This window comes from Rhodosalinus sp. FB01 (genome assembly GCF_041365715.1).
Lineage (GTDB): Bacteria > Pseudomonadota > Alphaproteobacteria > Rhodobacterales > Rhodobacteraceae > Rhodosalinus.
This window is the reverse complement of the sequence record NZ_JBGFSH010000001.1, coordinates 441836-462242: the sequence shown is the minus strand read 5'-3', so window position 1 is coordinate 462242 and position 20407 is coordinate 441836. Positions and strand designations below refer to the sequence as shown.

Sequence of the window (20407 nt, the reverse complement as noted above, 5' to 3'; positions counted from 1 at the left end):
CGGATGCAAGCGCCTCGGCCGCGAAGCCGGGGCGCCTTCAGGACGCCTTGCGGATGCCGACGAGGCGCGCGCGGGCGCGGGGGTCGGAATCGAACAGGCTGGCAAGCTGTTCGGTCATCGCCCCGGCAAGCTGGTCCACGTCGGTGATGGTCACCGCGCGGTGGTAGTAGCGGGTGACGTCATGGCCGATGCCGATGGCGATGAGTTCGACCGCGCTTCGCCGTTCCACCATCGCGATCACGTCGCGCAGATGCTTCTCGAGGTAATTCGCGGGGTTCACGGACAGCGTCGAATCGTCCACCGGCGCGCCGTCCGAGATCACCATGAGGATCTTGCGGCTTTCCGGGCGCATCATCATGCGCCGGTGCGCCCATTCGAGCGCCTCGCCGTCGATGTTCTCCTTCAGAAGCCCCTCCTTCATCATCAGCCCAAGATTGTCGCGCGCGCGCCGCCAGGGCGCGTCGGCGGGCTTGTAGACGATGTGCCGCAGATCGTTGAGCCGCCCGGGTGCGAGGGGCCGGCCCTCGTTCAGCCACGCCTCGCGGCTCTGCCCGCCCTTCCAGGCGCGCGTCGTGAATCCCAGGATCTCGACCTTGACCGAGCAGCGCTCGAGCGTGCGCGCCAGCACGTCGGCGCAGATCGCGGCGATGGAGATCGGCCGCCCGCGCATCGAGCCCGAGTTGTCCAGAAGCAGGGTCACCACAGTATCGCGGAACTCGGTGTCCTTCTCGACCTTGAAGGACAGCGGCGTCGTGGGGTTCGCCACGACCCGCGCCAGGCGACCGGCGTCGAGGATGCCCTCCTCGCGGTCGAACTCCCAGCTGCGGTTCTGCTGCGCCTGAAGGCGGCGTTGCAGCTTGTTGGCAAGCCGCGAGACCGCGCCCTTCAGCGGTTCGAGCTGCTGGTCGAGATAGGCGCGCAGGCGCTCGAGCTCGATGGGCTCCGCGAGGTCCTGCGCCGCCACCTCCTCGTCGAAGGCGGTATTGAAGACCCGGTAGTCGGGGTCCGCATCCGAGACGGGGGCGGGCGGCGGCGGCTCCTGGGGGGCCTCGCCCTCGGGCATCTCGGTCTCTTCGCCGAGTTCCTGGTCGGCCAGCTCGTCCATGCTGACCTGCGCCTGGCTTTCGTCCTGCGTCTCGTCCTGGGACTGCTCGGGCGAGGCTTCGGCATCGTCCTGACTGTCGTCCTGGCCGGTGCTGTCGGGCTCCTCTTCCTCCTCGGCGCCGTCCTCGGCCTCTTCCTGCTGGTCGTCGTCCTGCTGGTCGGGATCGTCGCCTAGCTGGTCGCCGTATCCGAGATCCTCGATGACCTTGCGCGCGAAGCGGGCGAAGGCGCCCTGGTCGGAGAGATTGCCCTCCAGCGCTTCGAGCGTCTCGCCCGCCTGGCTTTCGATGTAGCCGCGCCACAGCTCCATCACGTTCTGCGCGGCCTCGGGCAGCTCGCGCCCGGTGGCAAGGTGCCGGATGAGGTAGCCCGCCGCCGTGGGCAGCGGCACGTCGCCCGGCTCGCGCGCCTCGGCGTAGCCGCGCCGCGCCGCCTCGGCGCCGATCTTGGCGTCGATGTTGGTGGCGGTGCCGGGCATGTCGCGTGCGCCCATCGCCTCGCAGCGGGCGGTTTCCATCGCCTCGTAGAGATCGCGCGCCATCTCCCCCGGCGGGCAGTAGCGGGCATGGGTTCCCGCGTCGTGATAGCGCCGGTGCAGCGCGAGCGCGTCCGCCGTCCCGCGCGCCACCAGAACCTCGTCGCGGCTCATCCGGCGGCTGACTTGCGGCAGGCGCATGGTGTCCCCGGTGATCCCCGACGGATCCACCGAATAGCTCACGCTGAGTTCGGGGTCATGCGCCATGACCCGCGTGGCCTCGGCGAGCGCCTTCTTGAACGGATCGGCGGGATTGTCGGGCTTCTGCATGAGGGGCTTCGCACGTCCTGGTGTCTGTCGCGTGGAAGCTAATGCCTTGCCGGGGGGATGACCAGTGGCGGCGCGTTTTCCGTGAGCGTCGCACCGGCAGGCACGGCCGCAGCTATCCCGCGCGCCCTCCGCGACGCGGGGCCACGGCGCCGGTCATGCATGTGGCGGAACACCCCGGGACCGCGCGGCGCGGCCCGCGGGTCGGGAAATGAAAACGGGCCGCGCCGGGCTGGTGCGACCCGTTCTGCGAGGTCGTGAAATCGCGCCGGGGTCAGCCGAAACTGCCGTGCGCGGCGCTTTCGGGAAGTTCCTCGTTGAAGCAGCGCTGGTAGAATTCGGCCACCGTCTGCCGCTCCAGCTCGTCGCACTTGTTCAGAAAGCTCACCCGGAAGGCATAGCCCACGTTGCGGAAGATCTCCGCGTTCTGCGCCCAGGCGATCACCGTGCGCGGGCTCATCACCGTGGACAGATCGCCGTTCATGAAGGCGGTGCGGGTCAGGTCGGCCACGGTGACCATCTGCTTGACGGTCTTGCGGCCCTTCTCGGTGTTGTAGTGCGGCGCCTTTGCCAGCACGATCGCCGTTTCCGCGTCGATCGACAGGTAGTTGAGCGTGGCCACCAGGCTCCAGCGGTCCATCTGGCCCTGATTGATCTGCTGGGTGCCGTGGTAAAGGCCCGTCGTGTCCCCGAGGCCGACCGTGTTCGCCGTGGCGAAGATGCGGAAATACGGGTGCGGGGTGATGACCTCGTTCTGGTCGAGCAGGGTCAGCTTGCCGTCGGCTTCCAGTACCCGCTGGATCACGAACATCACGTCCGCGCGGCCCGCGTCATACTCGTCGAAGACGATCGCCGCAGGATTGCGCAGCGCCCAGGGCAGGATGCCTTCCTGGAACTCGGTGACCTGCATGCCGTCGCGCAGCTTGATCGCGTCCTTGCCGATCAGGTCGATCCGGCTGATATGGCTGTCGAGGTTCACGCGCACGGTGGGCCAGTTGAGCCGCGCCGCCACCTGTTCGATATGGGTGGACTTGCCGGTGCCGTGATAGCCCTGGATCATCACGCGGCGATTGTTGCGAAAGCCTGCGAGGATCGCGAGCGTCGTGTCCGGGTCGAACTTGTAGGTCGTGTCGAGATCGGGCACGCGCTCGGTCCGTTCCGGGAATCCGTGCACGATCATGTCGGTGTCGATGCCGAACACCTCGCGGACCGAGACCTCTTCGGTGGGTTTCGCGTTGATGTCGATGCTGCCGTCCGCCATGACCGTCCCTGATCCTTTTCGTGCATGTCTGCCGCCGCGATGCGCGGCCCGTGGTGCAACATATTCCCGGGCGGGGCAAGGGGAAGGGCGCGCGCCGCACGCGGCATCCGGCCGCCCGCTGCGGGGTGTGCCGCCGCCCGTACCGTCCGGCGCCGACCGCGCACGCTCACGCGGTTGTGCGGGCGCGGGACTTGCCCCGGCCGCGAGGCGCCCGCTAGCCTCGCCCGCGACACGGAGGTGCATCCATGGAACGCCGATCCTTTCTTGCGACGCTTGGCGCCGCGCTCGGGCTTGGCTCGGCGGCGAAGGGGGCCGAGACCGGGTTCGAGGTCTCGCGCTCCGACGCCGAGTGGAAGGCGATGCTCAGCGATCTGGAATACCGCGTGATGCGGGAGGAGGATACCGAGCGACCCTGCACCTCGCCGCTGAACGAGGAGAAGCGCGCGGGCACCTATCTTTGCCGGGGCTGCGAGCAGCCGCTCTATTCTTCCGAGCACAAGTTCGACAGCGGGACCGGCTGGCCGAGTTTCTGGCAGGCCCTTCCCGGCGCGATCGGCACGCGGACCGACTGGAAGCTGCTGTTCCCGCGCACGGAATGCCATTGCAGCCGCTGCGGCAGCCATCTGGGCCACATCTTCGACGACGGCCCCCAGCCGACCGGCAAGCGGCATTGTATCAACGGGGTCTCGCTGGTGTTCCGCGCCGACGCCTGACCGCCGCCGCCGCTCACTTGAAGTTGCGGCTGTCCTTGATCTGATCCCAGGCCCACATGACCTGCTGCAGCTGTTCTTCCTGCGAGCGGTCGCCGCCATTCATGTCGGGGTGCAGCACCTTGATGAGCGCCTTGTAGCTCTTGCGCACCTCGGCCTTGCTCCAGTTGTCCTTGGCGTCGAGGATCTCGATCGCCTTGCGCTCGGGCGCGGGCAGGCGGCGGCTGTGGCCGTCCGAGCGGCTGCCCGGGTTGCGCGTGGCGTTTTCGCCCAGCACCTGATGCGGGTCCTCGATGCCGAGCCGCGCCCAGGCGCGCGCCTCGGGGTCGCGGAAGTCGCGGGTGTTGCGCTCCCACACCTTGTCCTTCGACATCTGAGCGTTGAGCTCGGCCTCGGTCGTGCCGTCGAAGAAATTCCATTTCAGGTTGTACTCGCGCACATGGTCCTTGCAGAACCAGTAATAGTCGTCGAGCACGTCGGGGGCCTTGGGCGCGCGGTAGAGGCCGGCTTCGCGGCATCCCTCCTTCTCGCACAGACGAGTCGAGGTTTCGGAAGCCCCGGACATGCCGCGCCTGCCGCGGGAATTCTTCTTCTTCGCCGCGGAAACCGACATGTCGAAACCGAACGGATCAGGTCTGCTCATGCTCTCACCTTTTCGACTCGGACGTGTGAGTTTAATCTGCCCCGACACGATTTGAAGAGGCCGGAGGTAAAATTTGACACGCACAGACGCGATCCGCGCGGCGCTCGAGGGTGCCTTTGCGCCGACCCGCCTCGAGGTGGTGGACGAAAGCGAGCGCCACCGCGGCCACGCGGGCTACCAGGAAGGCGGCGAAAGCCACTTCCGGGTGGTGATCCGCGCCCCGGCCTTCGCCGGCCAGTCGCGGCTTGCCCGGCACAGGGCGGTGCACGAGGCGCTCGGGCCCGCCCTCGTCACCGCGATCCACGCGCTCTCCCTCGACATCGACGCCTAGCCCCGGGGCCGCGGCGACGGATCCGGTCCTTCGGCGCCGCCTCCTTCACCGGCATCGTCCGCGTCGTCATCGCGCGCCTCCCGCTCAGGTTTCCGTGCCAGCACGCGGGGCAGGGCGATCGGATCCTGCGCCGGCCCCGCGCCGGCCCCGGAGGACGCGTCGGCGCTTTCGGCGTCTTCCCCTGCCTCGACCGCGCGGGCGCGGCGTGCCGCGGCCGACCGCGTCAAGGGCGGCATCGGCGGGAACCCGTCGTCCGGTGGCGGCATATGTCCCTCCGGCGCTTCGGCCGGCGCGGCGAGCAGTCTCGGCGTGTCGCGGCTCGCGCCCCCGTCCGCCGCGCCGCGCAAGCGGCGGAAGACCAGCAGGTTGCGCCACTGCGTCGCGGTGCCCGTGAGCCCCGCGCGTTCTTCGCTCGGCAAGGTTTCGGCCCGCACATACTCCCAGCCGTCCTCGCCCATCTCGTTCATGAGCCGCTCGATCGCCAGCGCGAACCGCGCCTCGGCCGTCTTGACGCCGCGCGCCTTCTCGCCCCGCTGAGGAGCCGGGACCACCTTGTACTCGTAGTACGCCACCCTGCACCTCCCAGCCGCTCAAACCGGCGGGACGCTATCAGTTCAGGCGCGAAAGGGCCAGAGTCGACCCGGCGGGCGGCGTCACTCCGCCGGCGGGCGGCGGCGCGCATCGATGCGCCGCGCCTCCGCGCGCAAGAGCGCGATGCCGATGCCCGCCACGGCGAGCGCGACGAGGGGGACGGCGAATTCGAACATCGTCATGCGCGCGGCTCCTTCCTCAACAAGCGCAGAATATAGTGCGCCGCAACATGAAGCGCCAGCCCGGCGCCACTCCACCACGCGGTGAGCCGGAAGAGCGCGGCACCCCCCTCCACAAGCGGGCGGATCAGGGCGAAGCCGATGAGCCCAGCCCCACCGCGTTCAGGAACCTCGAGAAGAGCGTCACCCGCTCGTTCTGGGCGAGGATCTCGTCGCGGAGCGGGCGCATCGGTTCAGAGCCCGAGCTTGCCGGCCACGATCTCGTTAACCGCCTTGGGGTTGGCCTTGCCGCCGGTGGCCTTCATCACCTGGCCCACGAACCAGCCGGCGAGCTTGGGGTTTTCCCTGGCCTTCTCCACCTGGGCGGGGTTCGCGGCGATCACCTCGTCCACCGCGGCCTCGATCGCGGCGGTGTCGGTGACCTGCTTCATCCCGCGCGCTTCCACCACCTCGGCCGGATCGCCGCCTTCGGTGTAGACGATCTCGAAAAGGTCCTTGGCGATCTTGCCCGAGATGTCGCCCGCCGAGATCAGGTCGATGATGCCGCCAAGCTGCGCCGGCGAGACCGGGCTCTCGGCGATGTCGAGGTCGTCCTTCTTCAGTCGGCCGAAAAGTTCGTTGATGACCCAGTTCGCCGCCGCCTTGCCGTCGCGCCCCTCCGCGACCTTCTCGAAATAATCCGCCGCCGCGACGTCGGCGGTCAGCACACCGGCGTCGTATTCCGACAGCCCCAGCGCGGTGACGAAGCGCGCCTTCTTCGCGTCGGGCAGTTCGGGCAGGCTTTCGGCGATCGCGTCCACCCAGCCCTGCTCGAGTTCGAGTGGCAGCAGGTCGGGATCGGGGAAATAGCGGTAGTCATGCGCCTCTTCCTTGGAGCGCATGGAGCGCGTCTCGCCCCGGTCCGGATCGTAGAGGCGCGTCTCCTGCACGACCCCTTCGCCGGCCTCCAGCAGCCGGATCTGCCGCCGTGCCTCGTAGTCGATCGCCTGCTGGATGAAGCGCATCGAGTTCATGTTCTTGATCTCGCACCGGGTGCCCAGATGCGCGGGATCGCCGGTTTCGGCGAACTTCTCGTAGGCGCCGGGGCGACAGACCGACACGTTCACATCCGCGCGCAGGTTGCCTGACTGCATGTTGCCCTCGCAGGTGCCGAGATAGCGCATGATCTGGCGCAGCTTCGTCAGGTAGGCGGCCGCCTCTTCCGGGCCGCGGATGTCGGGGCGCGAGACGATCTCCATCAGCGCGACGCCGGTGCGGTTGAGGTCCACGAAGGAGGCGCCGGGGTCCATGTCGTGGATCGACTTGCCCGCGTCCTGTTCGACGTGGATGCGCTCGATTCGCACGCGCCGCGCGACGCCGGGCGCCATGTCCACCAGCACCTCGCCCTCGCCCACCAGCGGGTGATAAAGCTGGCTGATCTGGTAGCCCTGGGGCAGGTCGGGGTAGAAATAGTTCTTCCGGTCGAAGGCGGAGCGCAGGTTGATCTTCGCCTTCAGGCCGAGGCCGGTGCGCACCGCCTGCTCGATGCAGAACTCGTTGAGCACGGGCAGCATGCCCGGCATCGCCGCGTCCACGAACGAGACGTTGGAATTGGGCTCGGCGCCGAACTCGGTCGAGGCGCCGGAAAAGAGCTTGGCCTTCGAGGCGACCTGGGCATGGACCTCCATCCCGATGACCAGTTCCCAGTCGTGCTTTGCCCCGGCGATCACCTTGGGCTTCGGAGGCTCGTGGGCGAGATCGAGCATGGCGGGTCCCCTGCGGCTGATGGCACCTGATGGCCTTAGCCAAAGCGCCGCGCGGTTGCAATTCCCCGCGCGTCGCCTGACCCCGTCAGGCCGCGGCGAGCGCGGCGCGGGCGAGCGCTGTGCCCTCGGCCACGCGGCGCGGGCGCGGGGGCACGGGCCGTTCGGGGCCGATCGCGGCGGCGGTCTCCGCCCAGACCAGAGGGTGTATCTCGTGCAGGTGGTCGCGGCAGACGCCCGGCGCCCGGTCGTGCACCGCCGCACGCCGCGGCGCGATCGCGGGGTTTAGCCGCGCCCGGCCGTGATGCGGCGCCATGGTGAGGGCGCAGAAGGCGGCAACGGTGTTCGCCGCGTGCTGGTCGCCATGCCGCGCAGCGGCGGCGTCGAGCCCGGCCAGGAACCACTCGAGGTCCAGCCGCTCGAAGACGCGTTCGTCCTCGGCCAGCGCGTCCATGTGCGCCCAGAAATAGCCCGCCGGGCCCAGCTTCGCCTCGGAGAGGGCTGCGGCCTCCCGCGCCGCCCGTTCCAGCGTGGCCAGCGTGCCGGTGCGCAGGGGCAGAAGGCTGCGGCCCATGTCGCGCAGGTGGCGCGGGTTCGCGGGGTCGCGCGCCACGAGGTCGAGATAGGCGCGGGCCCGCGCCTCCGGCCCGGGCCGACGCGCAGGAAGCTGGAGGCAGCGCGCGGCGGCGAAGGCCGCGCTGTCGCCCGCGGCCTCGGCGAAGCGGTCGAGGATCTGTCCCGCGCGTGCGAGATGGGCGTGGAGCGCGGCACGCGCCTCGGGCCGCGCCGGTTCCGTCGCCGCCTCGCGCCGCGCGGCCCATCCAAGGCTGAGATGCGTGTGCACCAGCACGAGCGCGACGCCCGGCGCACGGGGATGCGCGGCCAGCGCGTCCTCGAGCTGGGCCACGCCGCAGCCGGTGCGGCGCATCCGCTCGTCGGTGTCGAAACCGGCCTCGGCCGTCCAGAGCACGTCGGACGCCGCGCCGAGCGCGAGACGCTGGGCCACGGGCTGCCCGTCCGGGAGGGCGGCGCGGCGACGGTCGCAGGAGCGAACAAGCGTGTCGAGCTCGTCCCAACGCTCCTGCCGGGCGAGAAAGAGGCCCTGCGCCTCGTGAGTGGCCGCCTCCCGTTCCAGCGCGGTTTCCTCGATCACGGGCAGCGCGGCGCCGGCGGCGGGCCGGCGTGGCCGGGCGGGCGCCGCGGAGCGGAACCCCGTCCTGGCGAGACGGAGCAGCGGTGCGAGGGCGGGCGCGAGGGCGATGGATCTGGACATGATCCGAACGTCGCCGCGCAATCGGGCGTGGAAAGGGCGAAGTCGCGGAGAAAGCGGTAAATTCCCGCGGCGGGGATGCGGTCAGTTGGAGTCGAGCTGACGGATCCAGGAGGGGCGCCGGGTGTTGTCGAGGAGCGAGACCGTGGGCGCCCGCGGCCCGCCGAGGGCCAGCGTCGCGCGCCGCATGAGTTCGATGCCGTCTTCGGATTTCGCGGGGAGCGATGCGGGCGAGATCGGTTCGCCCACGGTCACCCGGAAGGGCTGCCGGTGCTTGTTCAGCGTCTCGTGGAAGAGCGTGATGTCGCGCAGGCTGGGGTGAATGAAGTCGAAGAGGTAGAAGAGCGCCGAGTTGCGCGCGCGGATGTTCACCGGGATCACCGGCAGCTCGAACTTGCGCGCGATCATCGCCGCCGACGCCATCCAGGGCCGCTCGTGCAGCGACAGTCCGCGGCGCTTGGCCAGCCGTCCTGACGGGAAGATGACGCCGAGCCGCCCATCCTCCACCGCGCGGCGGGTGTAGGCCATGGTCTCGCGCGTCTTGCCGTGGCTGCGCCGGTCCCGTCGCCACTCGACCGGCGCGATCATGTCGGTCATCTGCGGCAGCACGCGCAGGATGTCGTGGTTCGCGAAGTAATAGACATCGGGACGCAAATCCCCCAGCACCGCATGCAGCATGATCCCGTCGGCGATGCCGGTCGGATGGTTCGCGACGACCAGCGCCGCGCCGTTGCGGGGGATGTTGTCGAGGCCCGCCGCCTCCACGTCGCGGGCGAGTTCGCGCGTCATTGCCGCCATGATCCGGTCGGCGGGCAGATCCCGAAGCGCCGTGCCGAGCGCCACGGTCTTGTCGTAGCCGAGCAGCCGGTTCAGCACCCCACGGGCCGGCGCGACTGCCGGATGCTCCGAGAAAAGCCATGGCGCCCGTTCGGCGATCAGGGGGTCGATCCGGTCTTTCATGGCGCGAAGAAATCCACAGAGCTGCGACAGTGGTATGACACCCATGTCACCATTGCACGGATTCGCGGCGACCGGAAGCCATTGGGCGGCGCAACGGCGGGAAACTGCAAGCCCTTCTAGAAAAGGGAAAAATGATGCCGCTCGGTGGAAACGCCGCGGGCGGCCAGCGCGGATTGAAGCTCGGCCGGCCGCGGCAGGCACTCCTGCGGCAGGCGGATGCGGCGGCCGGACCGAAGCACCAGCGTCACCCGCACGGAGAGGTCGAGCCTCGTGTCGAAGCGCACGGTCTCGATCTGCGCCAGCGCCACCTCGCCGCTCCGGCGGCCGGCGTGCCACGCGATCCGCTCGGCGCCGAGCGCGAGGCCGGCGCGGCGATCCGAGATCAGGTCCCAGAGCGCGGGCAGCGTGAAGAGCGCCGGGATGGCCAGCACCCAGAGCGCGGCGTCGATCCAGAGCACCGCCGCGGCCATCGCGGCCCACGCGCCGGCGAGCGCCAGCGCCGTGCGGCGGTTTCGGCCGCGGGCCTCGTGGCGGAACTCTTCCGCCACCGGATCAGCCGAGCATCCGGTCCAGCATCTCGGCGCTGTCGCGCGAGAGGTCCGGCGCGGCGCGCATCCGCTCGAGCTCGGCGCGAAGCAGCGCCTGGCGCCCCGCGTCGTAGCGCCGCCAGGTCTGGAAGGCGCTCATCATCCGCGCCGCGGTCTGCGGGTTCACCGGGTCGAGCCGGATCAGCCAGTCCGCCAGCAGGCGGTAGCCCGCGCCGTCGGCCCGGTGGAAGCCCGCGTGGTGCATGGCGAGCGCGCCCATCACCGCGCGGAAGCGGTTCGGGTTCTTCCACTCGAAGGCGGGATGCTCGGTGAGGCGGCGGGCGATGTCGGCCGTTTCGGCCGGGTCCGACTGGATGATCTGGAGCGAGAACCACTTGTCCATCACCAGCCGGTCGTGCTGCCAGCGGTCGTGGAAGGCGGCGAGTTCCGGCCCGCCCTTGCCCGCGCGCAGCAGGCAGCCGAGCGCCGAGAGGCTGAGCGTCATGTTGTCGGCCTCGGCGTATTGGCGCGCGGCCGCCGCGCCACCGTCGCGCCGCGTGACGAGGGCGAGCATCGCGCCCGCGAGCGCGCGCTTGCCCGACTGCTCGGCGTCGGGCGCCGCCACCCGCATGCCGTCGAGAAGCGCGGGCGCGAGATCGGCGAGTTCCTCCGCCATCGCGTCGCGCAGCGCCTCCGTCGCGGTCCAGATCGCGTCGGGGTCGGGCGTCGTGCCCGCCCGGTGTAGCGCCTGGGCGAGTTCCGACTGGGTGGGCAGCCCCGTGACCTGCGCGCGGAAGGCCGGGTCGAGGCTCTCGTCCCGCAGAAGCGCGGCGAGCCCCGACAGCCAGTCGGCGTCCGGCGCGGCGCCCTCGCGGATCGTCGCCATCAGGCTTTCCCGCGCGAGGCTCCGGCCCGCCTCCCAGCGGTTGAAGGGGTCGGTGTCGTGGGCCATGAGGAAGGCGCGTTCGCTCCGCGAGGTCACGCGCTCCAGCACCACCGGCGCCGAGAAGTCGCGCAGGATCGAGGGGACGGGCTTTGCCGCGAGCCCCTCGAAGGTGAAGCTCTGGCGTGTCTCGGTCATCTCCAGAAGGCGGGTCGGCACCGCCTCGTCGCCGTTGGGCGACAGCAGCCCGACAGCGATCGGGATCACCTGCGGCGCCGTCTCGGGCTGGCCGGGGGTGGGCGGCGTCTCCTGCGTGAAGGTGAGCGTGTAGGTGCCGTCCTGCCAGTCCTCCTCCACCGAGAGGCGCGGCGTGCCCGCCTGCGTGTACCATCGCTTGAACTGCGAGAGGTCGCGGCCCGTCGCGTCCTCGAAGACGCGAAGCCAGTCCTCGATGGTGCAGGCCTGCCCGTCATGGCGCTCGAAGTAGAGATCGAGCGCCTTGCGGTAGCCCTCCTCGCCGACGAGGCGCTTGAGCATCCCGATCACCTCCGCGCCCTTCTCGTAGACGGTCGCGGTGTAGAAGTTGTTGATCTCCTGGTAACTTTCCGGCCGGACGGGATGGGCGAGCGGGCCCTGGTCCTCGGGGAACTGGCGGGCGCGCAGCATCGACACGTCGTCGATCCGCTTCACCGGGGCGGAGCGCATGTCGGCGGTGAACTGCTGGTCGCGGAAGACGGTCAGCCCTTCCTTGAGGCAGAGCTGGAACCAGTCGCGGCAGGTGATCCGGTTGCCCGTCCAGTTGTGGAAATACTCGTGCGCGATGATCGATTCGATGCGCTCGAAATTGGCGTCCGTCGCCGTCTCGGGGCTGGCGAGCACGGCGGCGGAGGTGAAGATGTTGAGCCCCTTGTTCTCCATCGCGCCCATGTTGAAGTCGTCCACGGCGACGATGTTGAAGACGTCGAGATCGTATTCGCGCCCGTAGACCTCCTCGTCCCAGCGCATCGACTTCTTGAGCGCCTCCATGCCCCAGGCGCATTTGTGCTCGTCGCCCGGCCGCACCCAGAGCGCAAGGTCCACATCCCGCCCCGAGCGGGTGGTGAACGTATCCCGCTGCGCCACCAGATCGCCCGCGACTAGCGCGAAGAGATAGGCGGGCTTCGGCCAGGGATCGTGCCATTCGGCCCAGCCCTCGCCAGCCGCTCCCGGGTTGCCGTTGGACAGCAGCACCGGAAGATCGCCCTCGATCCGCACGGTGAAGGGCGCCATCACGTCGGGGCGGTCGGGATAGTAGGTGATCTTGCGGAAGCCCTCGGCCTCGCACTGGGTGCAATACATGCCGCGGCTCATGTAGAGCCCCTCGAGCGCGGTGTTGGTCTCGGGCGAGATCTCGACCTCCGCCTCCCAGGTGAAGGGCGCGTCGGGCACCGCGCAGGTCAGCCCCTCGTCGGTGATCTCGGGTGTGACCGGCGCGCCGTCGATCCGGGCCGCGAGAAGCGAAAGCCCCTCGCCGTGCAGGAAGAACGCGCGCGAGCGGGCGTCGGGGTTCGGGCGGAAGCGGATCCGGCTTTCGACCCGCGTCGCGCGGGGGGCGAGGCGGAAGGTCAGCTGGACCTCGTCCACCAGATACGCGGGCGGCGCGTATTCGTTCAGGTAGACGGTCTGCGGCGCGGCGTCCTTCATGGCGGTCTCCTTCGGGCCGGGGTTTCCGGGCGGGTCGCGTGACCTAGACTTCCTAAGTCTCGGCAAGAAGCACGGCAAGACGATGGCTGGAGCGGTATCTGGAACGACAATCCTGTGGTTCAAGCGCGACCTCCGGGTGGACGACCACCCGGCGCTCGCCACCGCCGTGGCGCTCGGGCGCCCGATCCTGCCGCTTTACATCCTCGAACCCGGCCTCTGGGCGCAACCCGACGCGAGCGGGCGGCACTTCGCCCTCCTGTCGGAGGCGCTGGACGCCCTCGAAGACGCGCTCGCCCGGCTTGGCGCGCCGCTGGTCCGCCGCGTCGGTGCGGCGACGGAGGTGCTGGAGGATCTGCGCCGCGGGCATGGCGTGACCTGCCTGACAAGTCACGAGGAGACGGGCAATGGCTGGAGCTATGCCCGCGACCGGGCGGTGGCGGGCTGGGCGCGCGCGCAGGGGGTGACGTGGAAGCAGGTGCCGCAGTCGGGTGTCGTCCGCAGGCTGGCCAGCCGCGACGGCTGGGCGGCGCGTCGCGACCGGTTCGTCTTCGCCGAGCCGGTTCCGGCCCCCGGCGGCCTGCGGTCCCTGCAGGCCGAAAGCGACCCCTGGCCCGGGCCCGCGCGCCTTGGCCTCCGGCCCGACCCGTGCCCGGGACGGCAAAGCGGCGGGCGCGCGGCCGCCCTCGGGACCCTCGACAGCTTCCTGACGGAGCGCGGGCGCGACTATCGCCGCGCCATGTCCTCTCCGCTCGATGGCGCGACGGCCTGCTCGCGCCTGTCGCCCCACCTCGCCCTCGGCGCGCTTTCGGTGCGCGAGGCGGCGCGCGCCGCCGCCGCGCGGCAGCGCGCGGTCAGGGGCACGCGCGAGGGCTGGGCCGGCAGTCTGAAAAGCTTCCAGTCCCGCCTCGCCTGGCGCGACCATTTCATGCAGAAGCTCGAGGACGAACCCGCGCTCGAACATCGCTGCCTGCACCCGGCCTACGAGGATCTGCGCCCCCGCGTTCCCGACGCTGCCCGCCTCGCGGCATGGGAGCGCGGCGAGACCGGGCTGCCCTTCGTGGATGCCTGCATGCGGATGCTGACCCACACCGGTTGGATGAACTTCCGCATGCGCTCGATGCTGGTGGCGGTGGCCTCCTACCACCTCTGGCTCGACTGGCGGGCCACGGGGCCGATCCTCGCGCGCCTTTTCACCGATTACGAGCCCGGCATCCACTGGCCGCAGATGCAGATGCAGTCGGGCACGACCGGCATGAACACCATCCGCATCTACAACCCCGTGAAACAGGGCCGCGACCAGGATCCGACGGGCGCCTTCACCCGCGCCTGGCTGCCGGAACTGGAACCTGTGCCGGACCAGTATCTGCAGGAGCCCTGGCGCTGGGAGGGTGCGCGCGCGCTTCTGGGGCGCGCTTACCCCGAGCCCGTCGTCGACGTCCCCGCCGCGGCCCGCGCCGCGCGCGAGGCGGTCTGGGCCGTGCGCCGCGGCGAAGGCTTCCGCGATACCGCCCGTGGCCTCGTGCACAAGCACGCCAGCCGCAAGGACGGCACGGGCCGCTTCGTGAACGACCGCGCCCCGCGCCGCCGCCGCAAGGCCGCGGACGACCGGCAGGGGAGCTTCGGCTTCTGATGGGCGGCATGCGGCGCAAGGGCGATCTGCCCGTCAAGACCTGTGCCACCTGCGGCCGGCCCTTCGCGTGGCGCAAGAAATGGGCCCGGGTCTGGGACGAGGTGCGGTATTGTTCCGAGCGGTGCCGCCGCGCGCGCAGGCAGAACGGGGCCTAGCCCCGCCCGGCAGGCAAGGCCGGGGTTCCGCTTCGCCCGTAGCTGCCCTAGATTGTGGCGACGCGAGAGGTGAACATCATGGCACGGCCCGTCGTCGGCATCATCGGCAACCAGTACCTCATCAACGACCAGTACCCGACCCATGCGGGCGGGCAGATGAACTCGGCCGCCGTCTCCGGGGTCGCCGGATGCCTGCCGCTCGTGATCCCCTCCGACCCGGGGATCGTCTCGGTGGAAGAACTGCTGGAGGTCTGCGACGGGTTCGTGCTTACCGGGGGGCGGCCCAACGTGCACCCCGAGGAATACGGCGAGGCCGAGACCGAGAAGCACGGCGCCTTCGACCGGTGCCGCGACGCGGTCACCCTGCCGCTCGTGCGGGCCTGCGTGGCGCGCGGCCAGCCCTTTCTCGGCATCTGCCGCGGTTTCCAGGAGGTGAACGTCGCCATGGGCGGCTCGCTCTACCCCGAGATCCGCGAGCTGCCGGGGCGGATGAACCACCGGATGCCGCCCGACGGGACGCTCGAGGAAAAGTTCGCGCTTCGCCACAAGGTGAGGTTCGGCGAAGGCGGGGTCTTCCACAGGCTGATGGGCGCGCGCGAGGTGATGACGAACACGCTGCACGGGCAGGGCGTGAAGGACGCGGGCGCCCGTTTCGTCATCGACGGCTGGGCCGAAGACGGCACGCCCGAGGCGGCCTATGTGGCCGACGCGCCGGGGTTCACCCTCGCCGTGCAGTGGCACCCCGAATGGAACGCGGCGCGGGACCCGGTGTCGCGCCCGCTTTTCGAGGCGTTCGGAGACGCCGTCCGGCGCTGGGCGGCGGGCGGCCGGGACCGCGCGGCGCGGCTCAGCGCTTGATCCTGCTCAAGGTGCGGGCCGCCGGGCCGGGCTATGCTGCGCGCGTCCGGTTCGGGAAGACGCGCCATGAGGCTTCTGATCGTCTACGCCACCACGGAGGGACAGACCCGCAAGATCGCGCGGTTCTGCGCCGATCGTCTTTCGCAGTCCGGCCATTCGGTCGAGCTTCTGCCCGCGGCCGACGCGGAGGGGATCGACTGGCCCCGCATCGCGGGCGCGATCCTCGCCGGTTCGGTGCACATGGGCCGGGTGCAGGAGGGGCTGGAGCGGTTTGCCGCCGCCCATGCCGTGGACCTGGGCGCGCGGCCGTCGCTATTCCTTCAGGTCTCGCTCGCGGCCGCGGGCGACGACCCCGAAGAGCGCGCCGACATCGAGCGCATCGCGGGCGATTTCTGCGCGCGCACCGGATGGCAGCCCGACCGCACGCTTCAGGTCGCCGGCGCCTTCCGCTTCACGCAGTACGATTTCTTCCGCCGCTGGGCGATGCGCTGGATCGCGTCGCAGAAGGGCGAAAGGATCCGCCCGGGCGAGGACCGGGAATACACCGACTGGACGGAACTGGCGGACGCGCTCGACGCGTGGCTCGCCGCGACTTCCGAGCGAGAGGAGACAGCGAAATGAACGTGGACCGTGCCGTGATGGCCTTCGCCGGGGTGATCGTGCTTCTGTCGGCGCTGCTGGCCTGGCAACACTCCCCCTGGTGGCTTCTGCTGACCGGCTTCGTGGGGCTCAACCTGATCCAGTCGGCCTTCACGGGCTTCTGCCCGGCCGCGACCGTCTTCCGCAAGCTCGGGCTGCGACCGGGTTCGGCGTTCCAGTGAGCGCCTAGGTCACGAAGTCGAACCGCCGGGCGAGCGGCAGTTCGCGGACGCGCTCGCCGGTGAGGTCGAAGACGGCGTTGGCCAGCGCGGGCATCGACGGCGGCGTGCCGGGTTCGCCCACGCCCGACAGGCGCTCCGCGGTTTCCAGCACGCGGACCTCCACCGCGGGCGCGCTGTGGATGCGAAGCGCGTCGTAGTCGTGGAAGTTCCCCTGCTGGGCTTCGCCGCCCTCGAAGGTGATCTCGCCCATGACGGCGGCGGAGAGACCGTAGAGGAGCCCCGAGACCATCTGGCTTTCGACGATGCGCGGGTCGAGCGCGGTGCCGACGTCGCAGGCGATCCAGGCCCGGGCGATGCGGATCGCGCCGTCCTCGTCCACCACCTCGACGACCTGCGCGGTGGGCGTGCCGAAGGAATAGGTGAAGGCCACGCCGCGCCCGGTGCCGTCGGGCGTCTCGCCCGTCCAGCCCGACATCTCGCGCACCGCGTCCAGCACGCCTGCCGAGGGCGCGTGCACCTCGCGCATGTGGGCGAGGCGAAACTCCAGCGGATCGGCGCCCGCGGCGTGGGCCAGCTCGTCGATGAAGCTGTCGTGGAAGAAGCCGTTGAAGGAGGCCCCGACCGCGCGCCAGAAGCCGATCGGCAGCTTCATCTCGGCCAGGTGCCCCCGGATGCGGTAGTTCGGGATCGCGTAGGGCTGGTCGTAGGCGCCTTCCACGTGGCCCTTGTCCGCCCCGGGCGGGGCGAAGCCGGCGAGGCGCTGGGCGCTCTCGCGCGTGACCGACTGCGCGGCGATCGCCCCGTCGAGGAGCACCGCGCGCCCGGCGCGCACCGCGCCGCGGAAGCGGGCAAGCGCGCCGGGGCGGTAGAAGTCGTGGCCCATGTCCTCCTCGCGTGACCAGGCGACCTGCACCGGCGTACCCGGCATCTCCCGGGCGACGAGAGCCGCGAGCACGGCGAAATCCACCTCGCCGCGACGGCCGAACCCGCCGCCCAGATAGGTGGTGTGGACGCGCACGGCCTCGGGCGCGACGCCGGCGGCCTCCGCGCAGTGGTCGCGCACCAGGGGGGGCGACTGGAACCCGCCCCAGACCTCGAGCCGGTCGCCGCCGAGGAGCGCGGTGGCGTTCACCGGCTCCATCGTCGCGTGGGCGAGGTAGGGCACGCGATACTCGGCGGCGATCTCCGTCGCGCCCTCGGGCAGGGTGTCGGCGTCGCCGTCGTCGCGCAGCGCCGAGTTCGGCGCGGTGTCGAAGGCCCGCGCGATCTCGGCGAAGAGCGCCTCGGTCGTGTCGGGGTAGGGCGCCTCGGCCCAGTCGATCTCCACCGCCTCGGCGGCCCGGAAGGCGAGCCAGGTATTCGAGGCGACGACGGCGATGCCGGTGCCGAGGTCGATCACCCGCTCGACCCCCGGCATCTCCTCGGCCGCGGAGGCGTCGAAGGACCGCATCGGCGCGCCGAGGCGCGGGTTCATCCGCACCGTGGCGAACTTCATTCCCGGCAGCCGCACGTCGAGGCCGAAGCGGGCGGTGCCGGTGGCCTTCTCCACCATGTCCACGCGGGGCTGCGATTTGCCGAGGATCCGCCACTCCGCGGCGGGCCGGAGCGCGGGCGCGCGCGGCGGGTCGATCCGGGCGGCGGCCTCGGCGAGCTCGGGATAGGGGAGCCGCGCGCCGTCGGGCGCGATCACCGCGCCCGCCCCGGTCGAGAGCGCCTCGGCGGGCACGCCGAGCCGTTCGGCGGCGGCGGCCTTCAGCGTCTCGCGCGCGGCGGCGCCCGCGTGGCGCATCTTGTCGAAGGCGTCCACCGTGGAGGTCGAGCCGCCCGTCACCTGCAGCCCGAGCGCCTTGCCCATCACGCCCATCTGCTCGCGGATGGCGTGCTGGAGATCGGACATGGCGTAATCCTTGAAGGGCAGGCCGAGCCCGGCGAGGGCGCCGTTGTAATAGGAGTCCGAGGCCGGCCCGTGGAGGGTGCGGATCGCGTCCATCTCCACGTCGAGCTCCTCGGCCACGAGCGCGGCGAGCGTGGTGCGCACGCCCTGGCCCATCTCGGCGCGCGGCACGACGATCGAGACGCCGGCCCGGTCCACGATGACATAGGGGTTGAGCGCGAGTGCCTCGCCCTCGGGGTCGAGCGGATTGTCCACGGGCTTGCGCGCGTACCAGACGCCGAAGGCGACCCCGCCCGCCACGGCGGCGGAGCCGATAAGGAAAGTGCGGCGGGCGATCTTTCCGAGGCTCATGGCTCAGCCCTCCGACAGGCGGGCCGCCGCGGCGTGGATCGCCGCGCGGATGCGGGGATAGGGGCCGCAGCGGCAGAGATTGCCCTGCATCGCGGCGTCGATGTCGTCGTCCGAGGGCGCGGGCGTCTCGGCCAGGAGCGCCGCGGCCTGCATGATCTGGCCCGACTGGCAGTAGCCGCATTGCGCGACCTGGTGTTCGACCCAGGCCGCCTGCACGGCGTGCATGGCCTCCGGCGTGCCGAGCCCTTCGATCGTCGTCACCTCACCCCAGACATCGGCGAGCGTGACCTGGCAGGAGCGCACCGCCCGCCCGTCCACATGCACCGTGCAGGACCCGCAGGCGGCGACGCCGCAGCCGAACTTCGTCCCGGTCAGGTCGAGCGCGTCGCGCAGCACCCACAGAAGCGGCACGTCGCCCGGCAGGTCGACCTCCCGGCGCTCGCCGTTCACGGTCAGGGAAAAGGCCATGGGCATGCTCCTGTCGCGGCTTCGCCCTTGAAGCGTATGGGTCGGCGACGGATTGGCAAGAGGAGACCGCCGGCAGGGCGCCGGCGCCGCCGGCCTTGTGCGCAGGCGCACAGAGCGTCTGACGCGGGCGGGAATGGTTTTTCGAGTCCACGGCGCGCATCTGGTGTGCCATCGCGGGGGCACCCCGTTCCCGCCCGACGCTCACAGGGAGACGACGATGACCACCACGACCGACCAGACGTCCGCAGGAAACGCAGGGTTCGAAAGCTGGGCCGCCCCCGCCGGCCGCCTGATGCTCGCCGCGATCTTCGTGATCGCCGGGATCAACAAGCTGGGCGGCTACGCCGGCGTGCAGGGATACATGGAGGCGTTCGGCATCCCCGGCGCGCTGTTGCCCGTCGTGATCGCGCTCGAGTTCGCGGGCGGCCTGGCCCTCGCCCTGGGCTACAAGACGCGCCTCGCGGCGGTGTTGCTCGGGGCGTTTTCGCTGGTCTCGGGGGTGATCTTCCACCTGCTGCCCGGCCTCGAGGCCGAAGGGCTCGCCGCGCAGAACGACATCAACCACTTCCTCAAGAACGTGGCGCTCGCGGGCGGCATGGCGATGATCCTGGCCTTCGGACCGGGACGGTTCTCGATCGACGCGCGCTGACGCGTGCCGCGCGCCCGGCGTCCCTTGCGGCGCCGGGCGTCAGAGATGCGTGCGCAGGTGCCAGAGTTCGGGGAAGAGCTCCACCTCCAGCATCCGCTTGAGGTAGCTCACGCCCCCGGTTCCGCCGGTGCCGCGCTTGAAGCCGATCACCCGTTCCACCGTGGTGACGTGGTTGAAACGCCAGCGGCGGAAGTAGTCCTCCAGATCGACGAGCTTCTCGGCCAGTTCGTAAAGCTCCCAATGCGCCCCGGGATCGCGGTAAACCGTCGTCCAGGCCGCCGCCACGGCCTCGTCGGAAACGTGGGGGCGCGTGCGGTCCCGCTCCAGAACGTGGCCGGGCAGGGGCGCGACCTCCGCGTCGAGCCGCGCGAGCGCCGCGTCGTAGAGCGAGGGGCGGGCAAGTTCCGCCTCCAGCCGCGCAACGATCTCCGGCCGGTGCGCGTGGGGCCGGATCATGGCGGGGTTGCGGTTGCCCAGGGTGAACTCGATCAGCCGGTATTGCCAGGACTGGAAGCCCGAGCTCTGGCCCAGCGCCTCGCGGAAGGTGGTGTAATCCGAGGGCGTCATCGTGCGCAGCACGTCCCAGGCCGCGTTGAGTTGTTCGAAGATGCGCGAGACCCGGGCGAGCATCTTGAACGCGGGGCGCGCGGCACCGCCCGAAAGCGCCGCGCGGGCCGCGCCGATCTCGTGCAGCGCAAGCCGCATCCAGAGCTCGGAGGTCTGGTGCTGAATGATGAAGAGCATCTCGTCATGCGCGTCCGAAAGCGGATGCTGCGCGCCGAGGATCGCGTCGAGACGCAGGTAGTCGCCGTAGGACATGGCATCCTCGAACGACATGCGCGCGCCCTCGCGGGCCGGATCGTATGGATCGCTCATGCCGGGGCCCCCGCGCCGT

The 20407-nt window shown here is 70.7% G+C and carries 20 protein-coding genes; 8 read left to right on the top strand and 12 right to left on the bottom strand.

Annotated elements, in window-relative coordinates; all coding sequences use genetic code 11:
- Positions 1 to 37 precede the first annotated feature (37 nt).
- Positions 38 to 1909 (bottom strand): cobaltochelatase subunit CobT, encoded by a 1872-nt coding sequence (cobT, locus tag AB6A65_RS02255; protein ID WP_371036725.1) that lies wholly within the window; start codon positions 1907 to 1909, stop codon positions 38 to 40.
- 271 nt (positions 1910 to 2180) lie between these two features.
- Positions 2181 to 3167: a cobaltochelatase subunit CobS gene (gene cobS, locus AB6A65_RS02250; protein WP_371036724.1), complete on the bottom strand. Its 987-nt coding sequence runs from the start codon at positions 3165 to 3167 to the stop codon at positions 2181 to 2183.
- Positions 3168 to 3412: 245 nt separating this feature from the next.
- On the opposite strand from cobS, the gene msrB reads away from it, so the two are divergent.
- Positions 3413 to 3880: a peptide-methionine (R)-S-oxide reductase MsrB gene (gene msrB / locus AB6A65_RS02245; RefSeq protein WP_371036723.1), complete on the top strand. Its 468-nt coding sequence runs from the start codon at positions 3413 to 3415 to the stop codon at positions 3878 to 3880.
- Between the two features lie 13 nt (positions 3881 to 3893).
- On the opposite strand, the gene AB6A65_RS02240 is transcribed toward msrB, so the two are convergent.
- Entirely contained in the window at positions 3894 to 4520 is a 627-nt protein-coding gene (locus AB6A65_RS02240) for a DnaJ domain-containing protein (RefSeq protein WP_371036722.1), read from the bottom strand.
- A 73-nt stretch (positions 4521 to 4593) separates the two neighbouring features.
- Between AB6A65_RS02240 and AB6A65_RS02235 the strand changes: the two genes are divergently transcribed.
- On the top strand, positions 4594 to 4851 hold the full coding sequence (locus AB6A65_RS02235; protein WP_371036721.1) for a BolA family protein: 258 nt from the start codon (positions 4594 to 4596) through the stop codon (positions 4849 to 4851).
- On the opposite strand, the gene AB6A65_RS02230 is transcribed toward AB6A65_RS02235, so the two are convergent.
- From AB6A65_RS02230 to pepN, 6 genes are all read right to left on the bottom strand, one after another.
- Positions 4848 to 5423, bottom strand: a complete 576-nt coding sequence (locus tag AB6A65_RS02230; RefSeq protein WP_371036720.1) for a DUF4177 domain-containing protein — start codon at positions 5421 to 5423, stop codon at positions 4848 to 4850. The genes AB6A65_RS02235 and AB6A65_RS02230 overlap by 4 nt on opposite strands.
- Positions 5424 to 5854: 431 nt before the next feature.
- Positions 5855 to 7366, bottom strand: a complete 1512-nt coding sequence (gene gatB, locus AB6A65_RS02225) for an Asp-tRNA(Asn)/Glu-tRNA(Gln) amidotransferase subunit GatB (RefSeq protein WP_371036719.1) — start codon at positions 7364 to 7366, stop codon at positions 5855 to 5857.
- Between the two features lie 85 nt (positions 7367 to 7451).
- Entirely contained in the window at positions 7452 to 8636 is a 1185-nt protein-coding gene (locus AB6A65_RS02220; RefSeq protein WP_371036718.1) for a hypothetical protein, read from the bottom strand.
- 81 nt (positions 8637 to 8717) lie between these two features.
- Complete coding sequence (locus tag AB6A65_RS02215) at positions 8718 to 9593, bottom strand: lysophospholipid acyltransferase family protein (protein ID WP_371036717.1); 876 nt, start codon at positions 9591 to 9593, stop codon at positions 8718 to 8720.
- A gap of 116 nt (positions 9594 to 9709) precedes the next feature.
- Entirely contained in the window at positions 9710 to 10141 is a 432-nt protein-coding gene (locus tag AB6A65_RS02210; RefSeq protein WP_371036716.1) for a hypothetical protein, read from the bottom strand.
- 4 nt (positions 10142 to 10145) lie between these two features.
- Complete coding sequence (gene pepN, locus AB6A65_RS02205; RefSeq protein WP_371036715.1) at positions 10146 to 12686, bottom strand: aminopeptidase N; 2541 nt, start codon at positions 12684 to 12686, stop codon at positions 10146 to 10148.
- On the opposite strand from pepN, the gene AB6A65_RS02200 reads away from it, so the two are divergent.
- The 5 genes from AB6A65_RS02200 (at position 12685) to AB6A65_RS02180 (ending at position 16150) form a co-directional block, all read left to right on the top strand.
- Positions 12685 to 14316 carry an FAD-binding domain-containing protein gene (locus AB6A65_RS02200; protein WP_371036714.1) on the top strand — a complete coding sequence of 544 codons (1632 nt, stop codon included), beginning with the start codon at positions 12685 to 12687 and terminating at the stop codon, positions 14314 to 14316. The genes pepN and AB6A65_RS02200 overlap by 2 nt on opposite strands.
- Positions 14316 to 14471, top strand: coding sequence for a DUF2256 domain-containing protein (locus AB6A65_RS02195; protein WP_371036713.1), 156 nt, complete (start codon positions 14316 to 14318; stop codon positions 14469 to 14471). Before AB6A65_RS02200 ends, AB6A65_RS02195 begins: the two co-directional genes overlap by 1 nt.
- A gap of 78 nt (positions 14472 to 14549) precedes the next feature.
- Positions 14550 to 15329: a gamma-glutamyl-gamma-aminobutyrate hydrolase family protein gene (locus tag AB6A65_RS02190; protein WP_371036712.1), complete on the top strand. Its 780-nt coding sequence runs from the start codon at positions 14550 to 14552 to the stop codon at positions 15327 to 15329.
- A gap of 66 nt (positions 15330 to 15395) precedes the next feature.
- Positions 15396 to 15950 carry a flavodoxin domain-containing protein gene (locus AB6A65_RS02185; protein WP_371036711.1) on the top strand — a complete coding sequence of 185 codons (555 nt, stop codon included), beginning with the start codon at positions 15396 to 15398 and terminating at the stop codon, positions 15948 to 15950.
- A complete protein-coding gene (locus AB6A65_RS02180; RefSeq protein ID WP_371036710.1) occupies positions 15947 to 16150 on the top strand; it encodes a DUF2892 domain-containing protein in 204 nt (67 codons plus the stop codon). The genes AB6A65_RS02185 and AB6A65_RS02180 overlap by 4 nt, the downstream gene beginning before the upstream one ends.
- 4 nt (positions 16151 to 16154) lie before the next feature.
- Here AB6A65_RS02180 and AB6A65_RS02175 read toward each other — a convergent pair whose 3' ends face one another.
- On the bottom strand, positions 16155 to 18395 hold the full coding sequence (locus AB6A65_RS02175) for a molybdopterin cofactor-binding domain-containing protein (RefSeq protein WP_371036709.1): 2241 nt from the start codon (positions 18393 to 18395) through the stop codon (positions 16155 to 16157).
- 3 nt (positions 18396 to 18398) lie between these two features.
- Positions 18399 to 18863: a (2Fe-2S)-binding protein gene (locus tag AB6A65_RS02170; protein WP_371036708.1), complete on the bottom strand. Its 465-nt coding sequence runs from the start codon at positions 18861 to 18863 to the stop codon at positions 18399 to 18401.
- 217 nt (positions 18864 to 19080) lie between these two features.
- Here AB6A65_RS02170 and AB6A65_RS02165 point away from each other — a divergent pair, with 217 nt between their 5' ends.
- Complete coding sequence (locus AB6A65_RS02165) at positions 19081 to 19512, top strand: DoxX family protein (protein ID WP_371036707.1); 432 nt, start codon at positions 19081 to 19083, stop codon at positions 19510 to 19512.
- A gap of 39 nt (positions 19513 to 19551) precedes the next feature.
- On the opposite strand, the gene kynA is transcribed toward AB6A65_RS02165, so the two are convergent.
- Positions 19552 to 20388 carry a tryptophan 2,3-dioxygenase gene (kynA, locus tag AB6A65_RS02160; protein WP_371036706.1) on the bottom strand — a complete coding sequence of 279 codons (837 nt, stop codon included), beginning with the start codon at positions 20386 to 20388 and terminating at the stop codon, positions 19552 to 19554.
- Positions 20389 to 20407: the final 19 nt, after the last annotated feature.

Excerpts from the sequence above, each read along its gene's own strand:
- AB6A65_RS02185 (WP_371036711.1), top strand. The coding sequence starts at position 15,396 with ATGAGGCTTCTGATCGTCTACGCCACCACGGAGGGACAGACCCGCAAG.
- kynA (WP_371036706.1), bottom strand. The coding sequence starts at position 20,388 with ATGAGCGATCCATACGATCCGGCCCGCGAGGGCGCGCGCATGTCGTTC.
- AB6A65_RS02195 (WP_371036713.1), top strand. The coding sequence starts at position 14,316 with ATGGGCGGCATGCGGCGCAAGGGCGATCTGCCCGTCAAGACCTGTGCC.
- cobT (WP_371036725.1), bottom strand. The coding sequence starts at position 1,909 with ATGCAGAAGCCCGACAATCCCGCCGATCCGTTCAAGAAGGCGCTCGCC.
- AB6A65_RS02180 (WP_371036710.1), top strand. The coding sequence starts at position 15,947 with ATGAACGTGGACCGTGCCGTGATGGCCTTCGCCGGGGTGATCGTGCTT.
- AB6A65_RS02220 (WP_371036718.1), bottom strand. The coding sequence starts at position 8,636 with ATGTCCAGATCCATCGCCCTCGCGCCCGCCCTCGCACCGCTGCTCCGT.
- cobS (WP_371036724.1), bottom strand. The coding sequence starts at position 3,167 with ATGGCGGACGGCAGCATCGACATCAACGCGAAACCCACCGAAGAGGTC.
- AB6A65_RS02190 (WP_371036712.1), top strand. The coding sequence starts at position 14,550 with ATGGCACGGCCCGTCGTCGGCATCATCGGCAACCAGTACCTCATCAAC.
- pepN (WP_371036715.1), bottom strand. The coding sequence starts at position 12,686 with ATGAAGGACGCCGCGCCGCAGACCGTCTACCTGAACGAATACGCGCCG.
- AB6A65_RS02175 (WP_371036709.1), bottom strand. The coding sequence starts at position 18,395 with ATGAGCCTCGGAAAGATCGCCCGCCGCACTTTCCTTATCGGCTCCGCC.
- AB6A65_RS02215 (WP_371036717.1), bottom strand. The coding sequence starts at position 9,593 with ATGAAAGACCGGATCGACCCCCTGATCGCCGAACGGGCGCCATGGCTT.
- msrB (WP_371036723.1), top strand. The coding sequence starts at position 3,413 with ATGGAACGCCGATCCTTTCTTGCGACGCTTGGCGCCGCGCTCGGGCTT.
- AB6A65_RS02240 (WP_371036722.1), bottom strand. The coding sequence starts at position 4,520 with ATGAGCAGACCTGATCCGTTCGGTTTCGACATGTCGGTTTCCGCGGCG.
- AB6A65_RS02170 (WP_371036708.1), bottom strand. The coding sequence starts at position 18,863 with ATGGCCTTTTCCCTGACCGTGAACGGCGAGCGCCGGGAGGTCGACCTG.
- AB6A65_RS02200 (WP_371036714.1), top strand. The coding sequence starts at position 12,685 with ATGGCGGTCTCCTTCGGGCCGGGGTTTCCGGGCGGGTCGCGTGACCTA.
- AB6A65_RS02165 (WP_371036707.1), top strand. The coding sequence starts at position 19,081 with ATGACCACCACGACCGACCAGACGTCCGCAGGAAACGCAGGGTTCGAA.
- gatB (WP_371036719.1), bottom strand. The coding sequence starts at position 7,366 with ATGCTCGATCTCGCCCACGAGCCTCCGAAGCCCAAGGTGATCGCCGGG.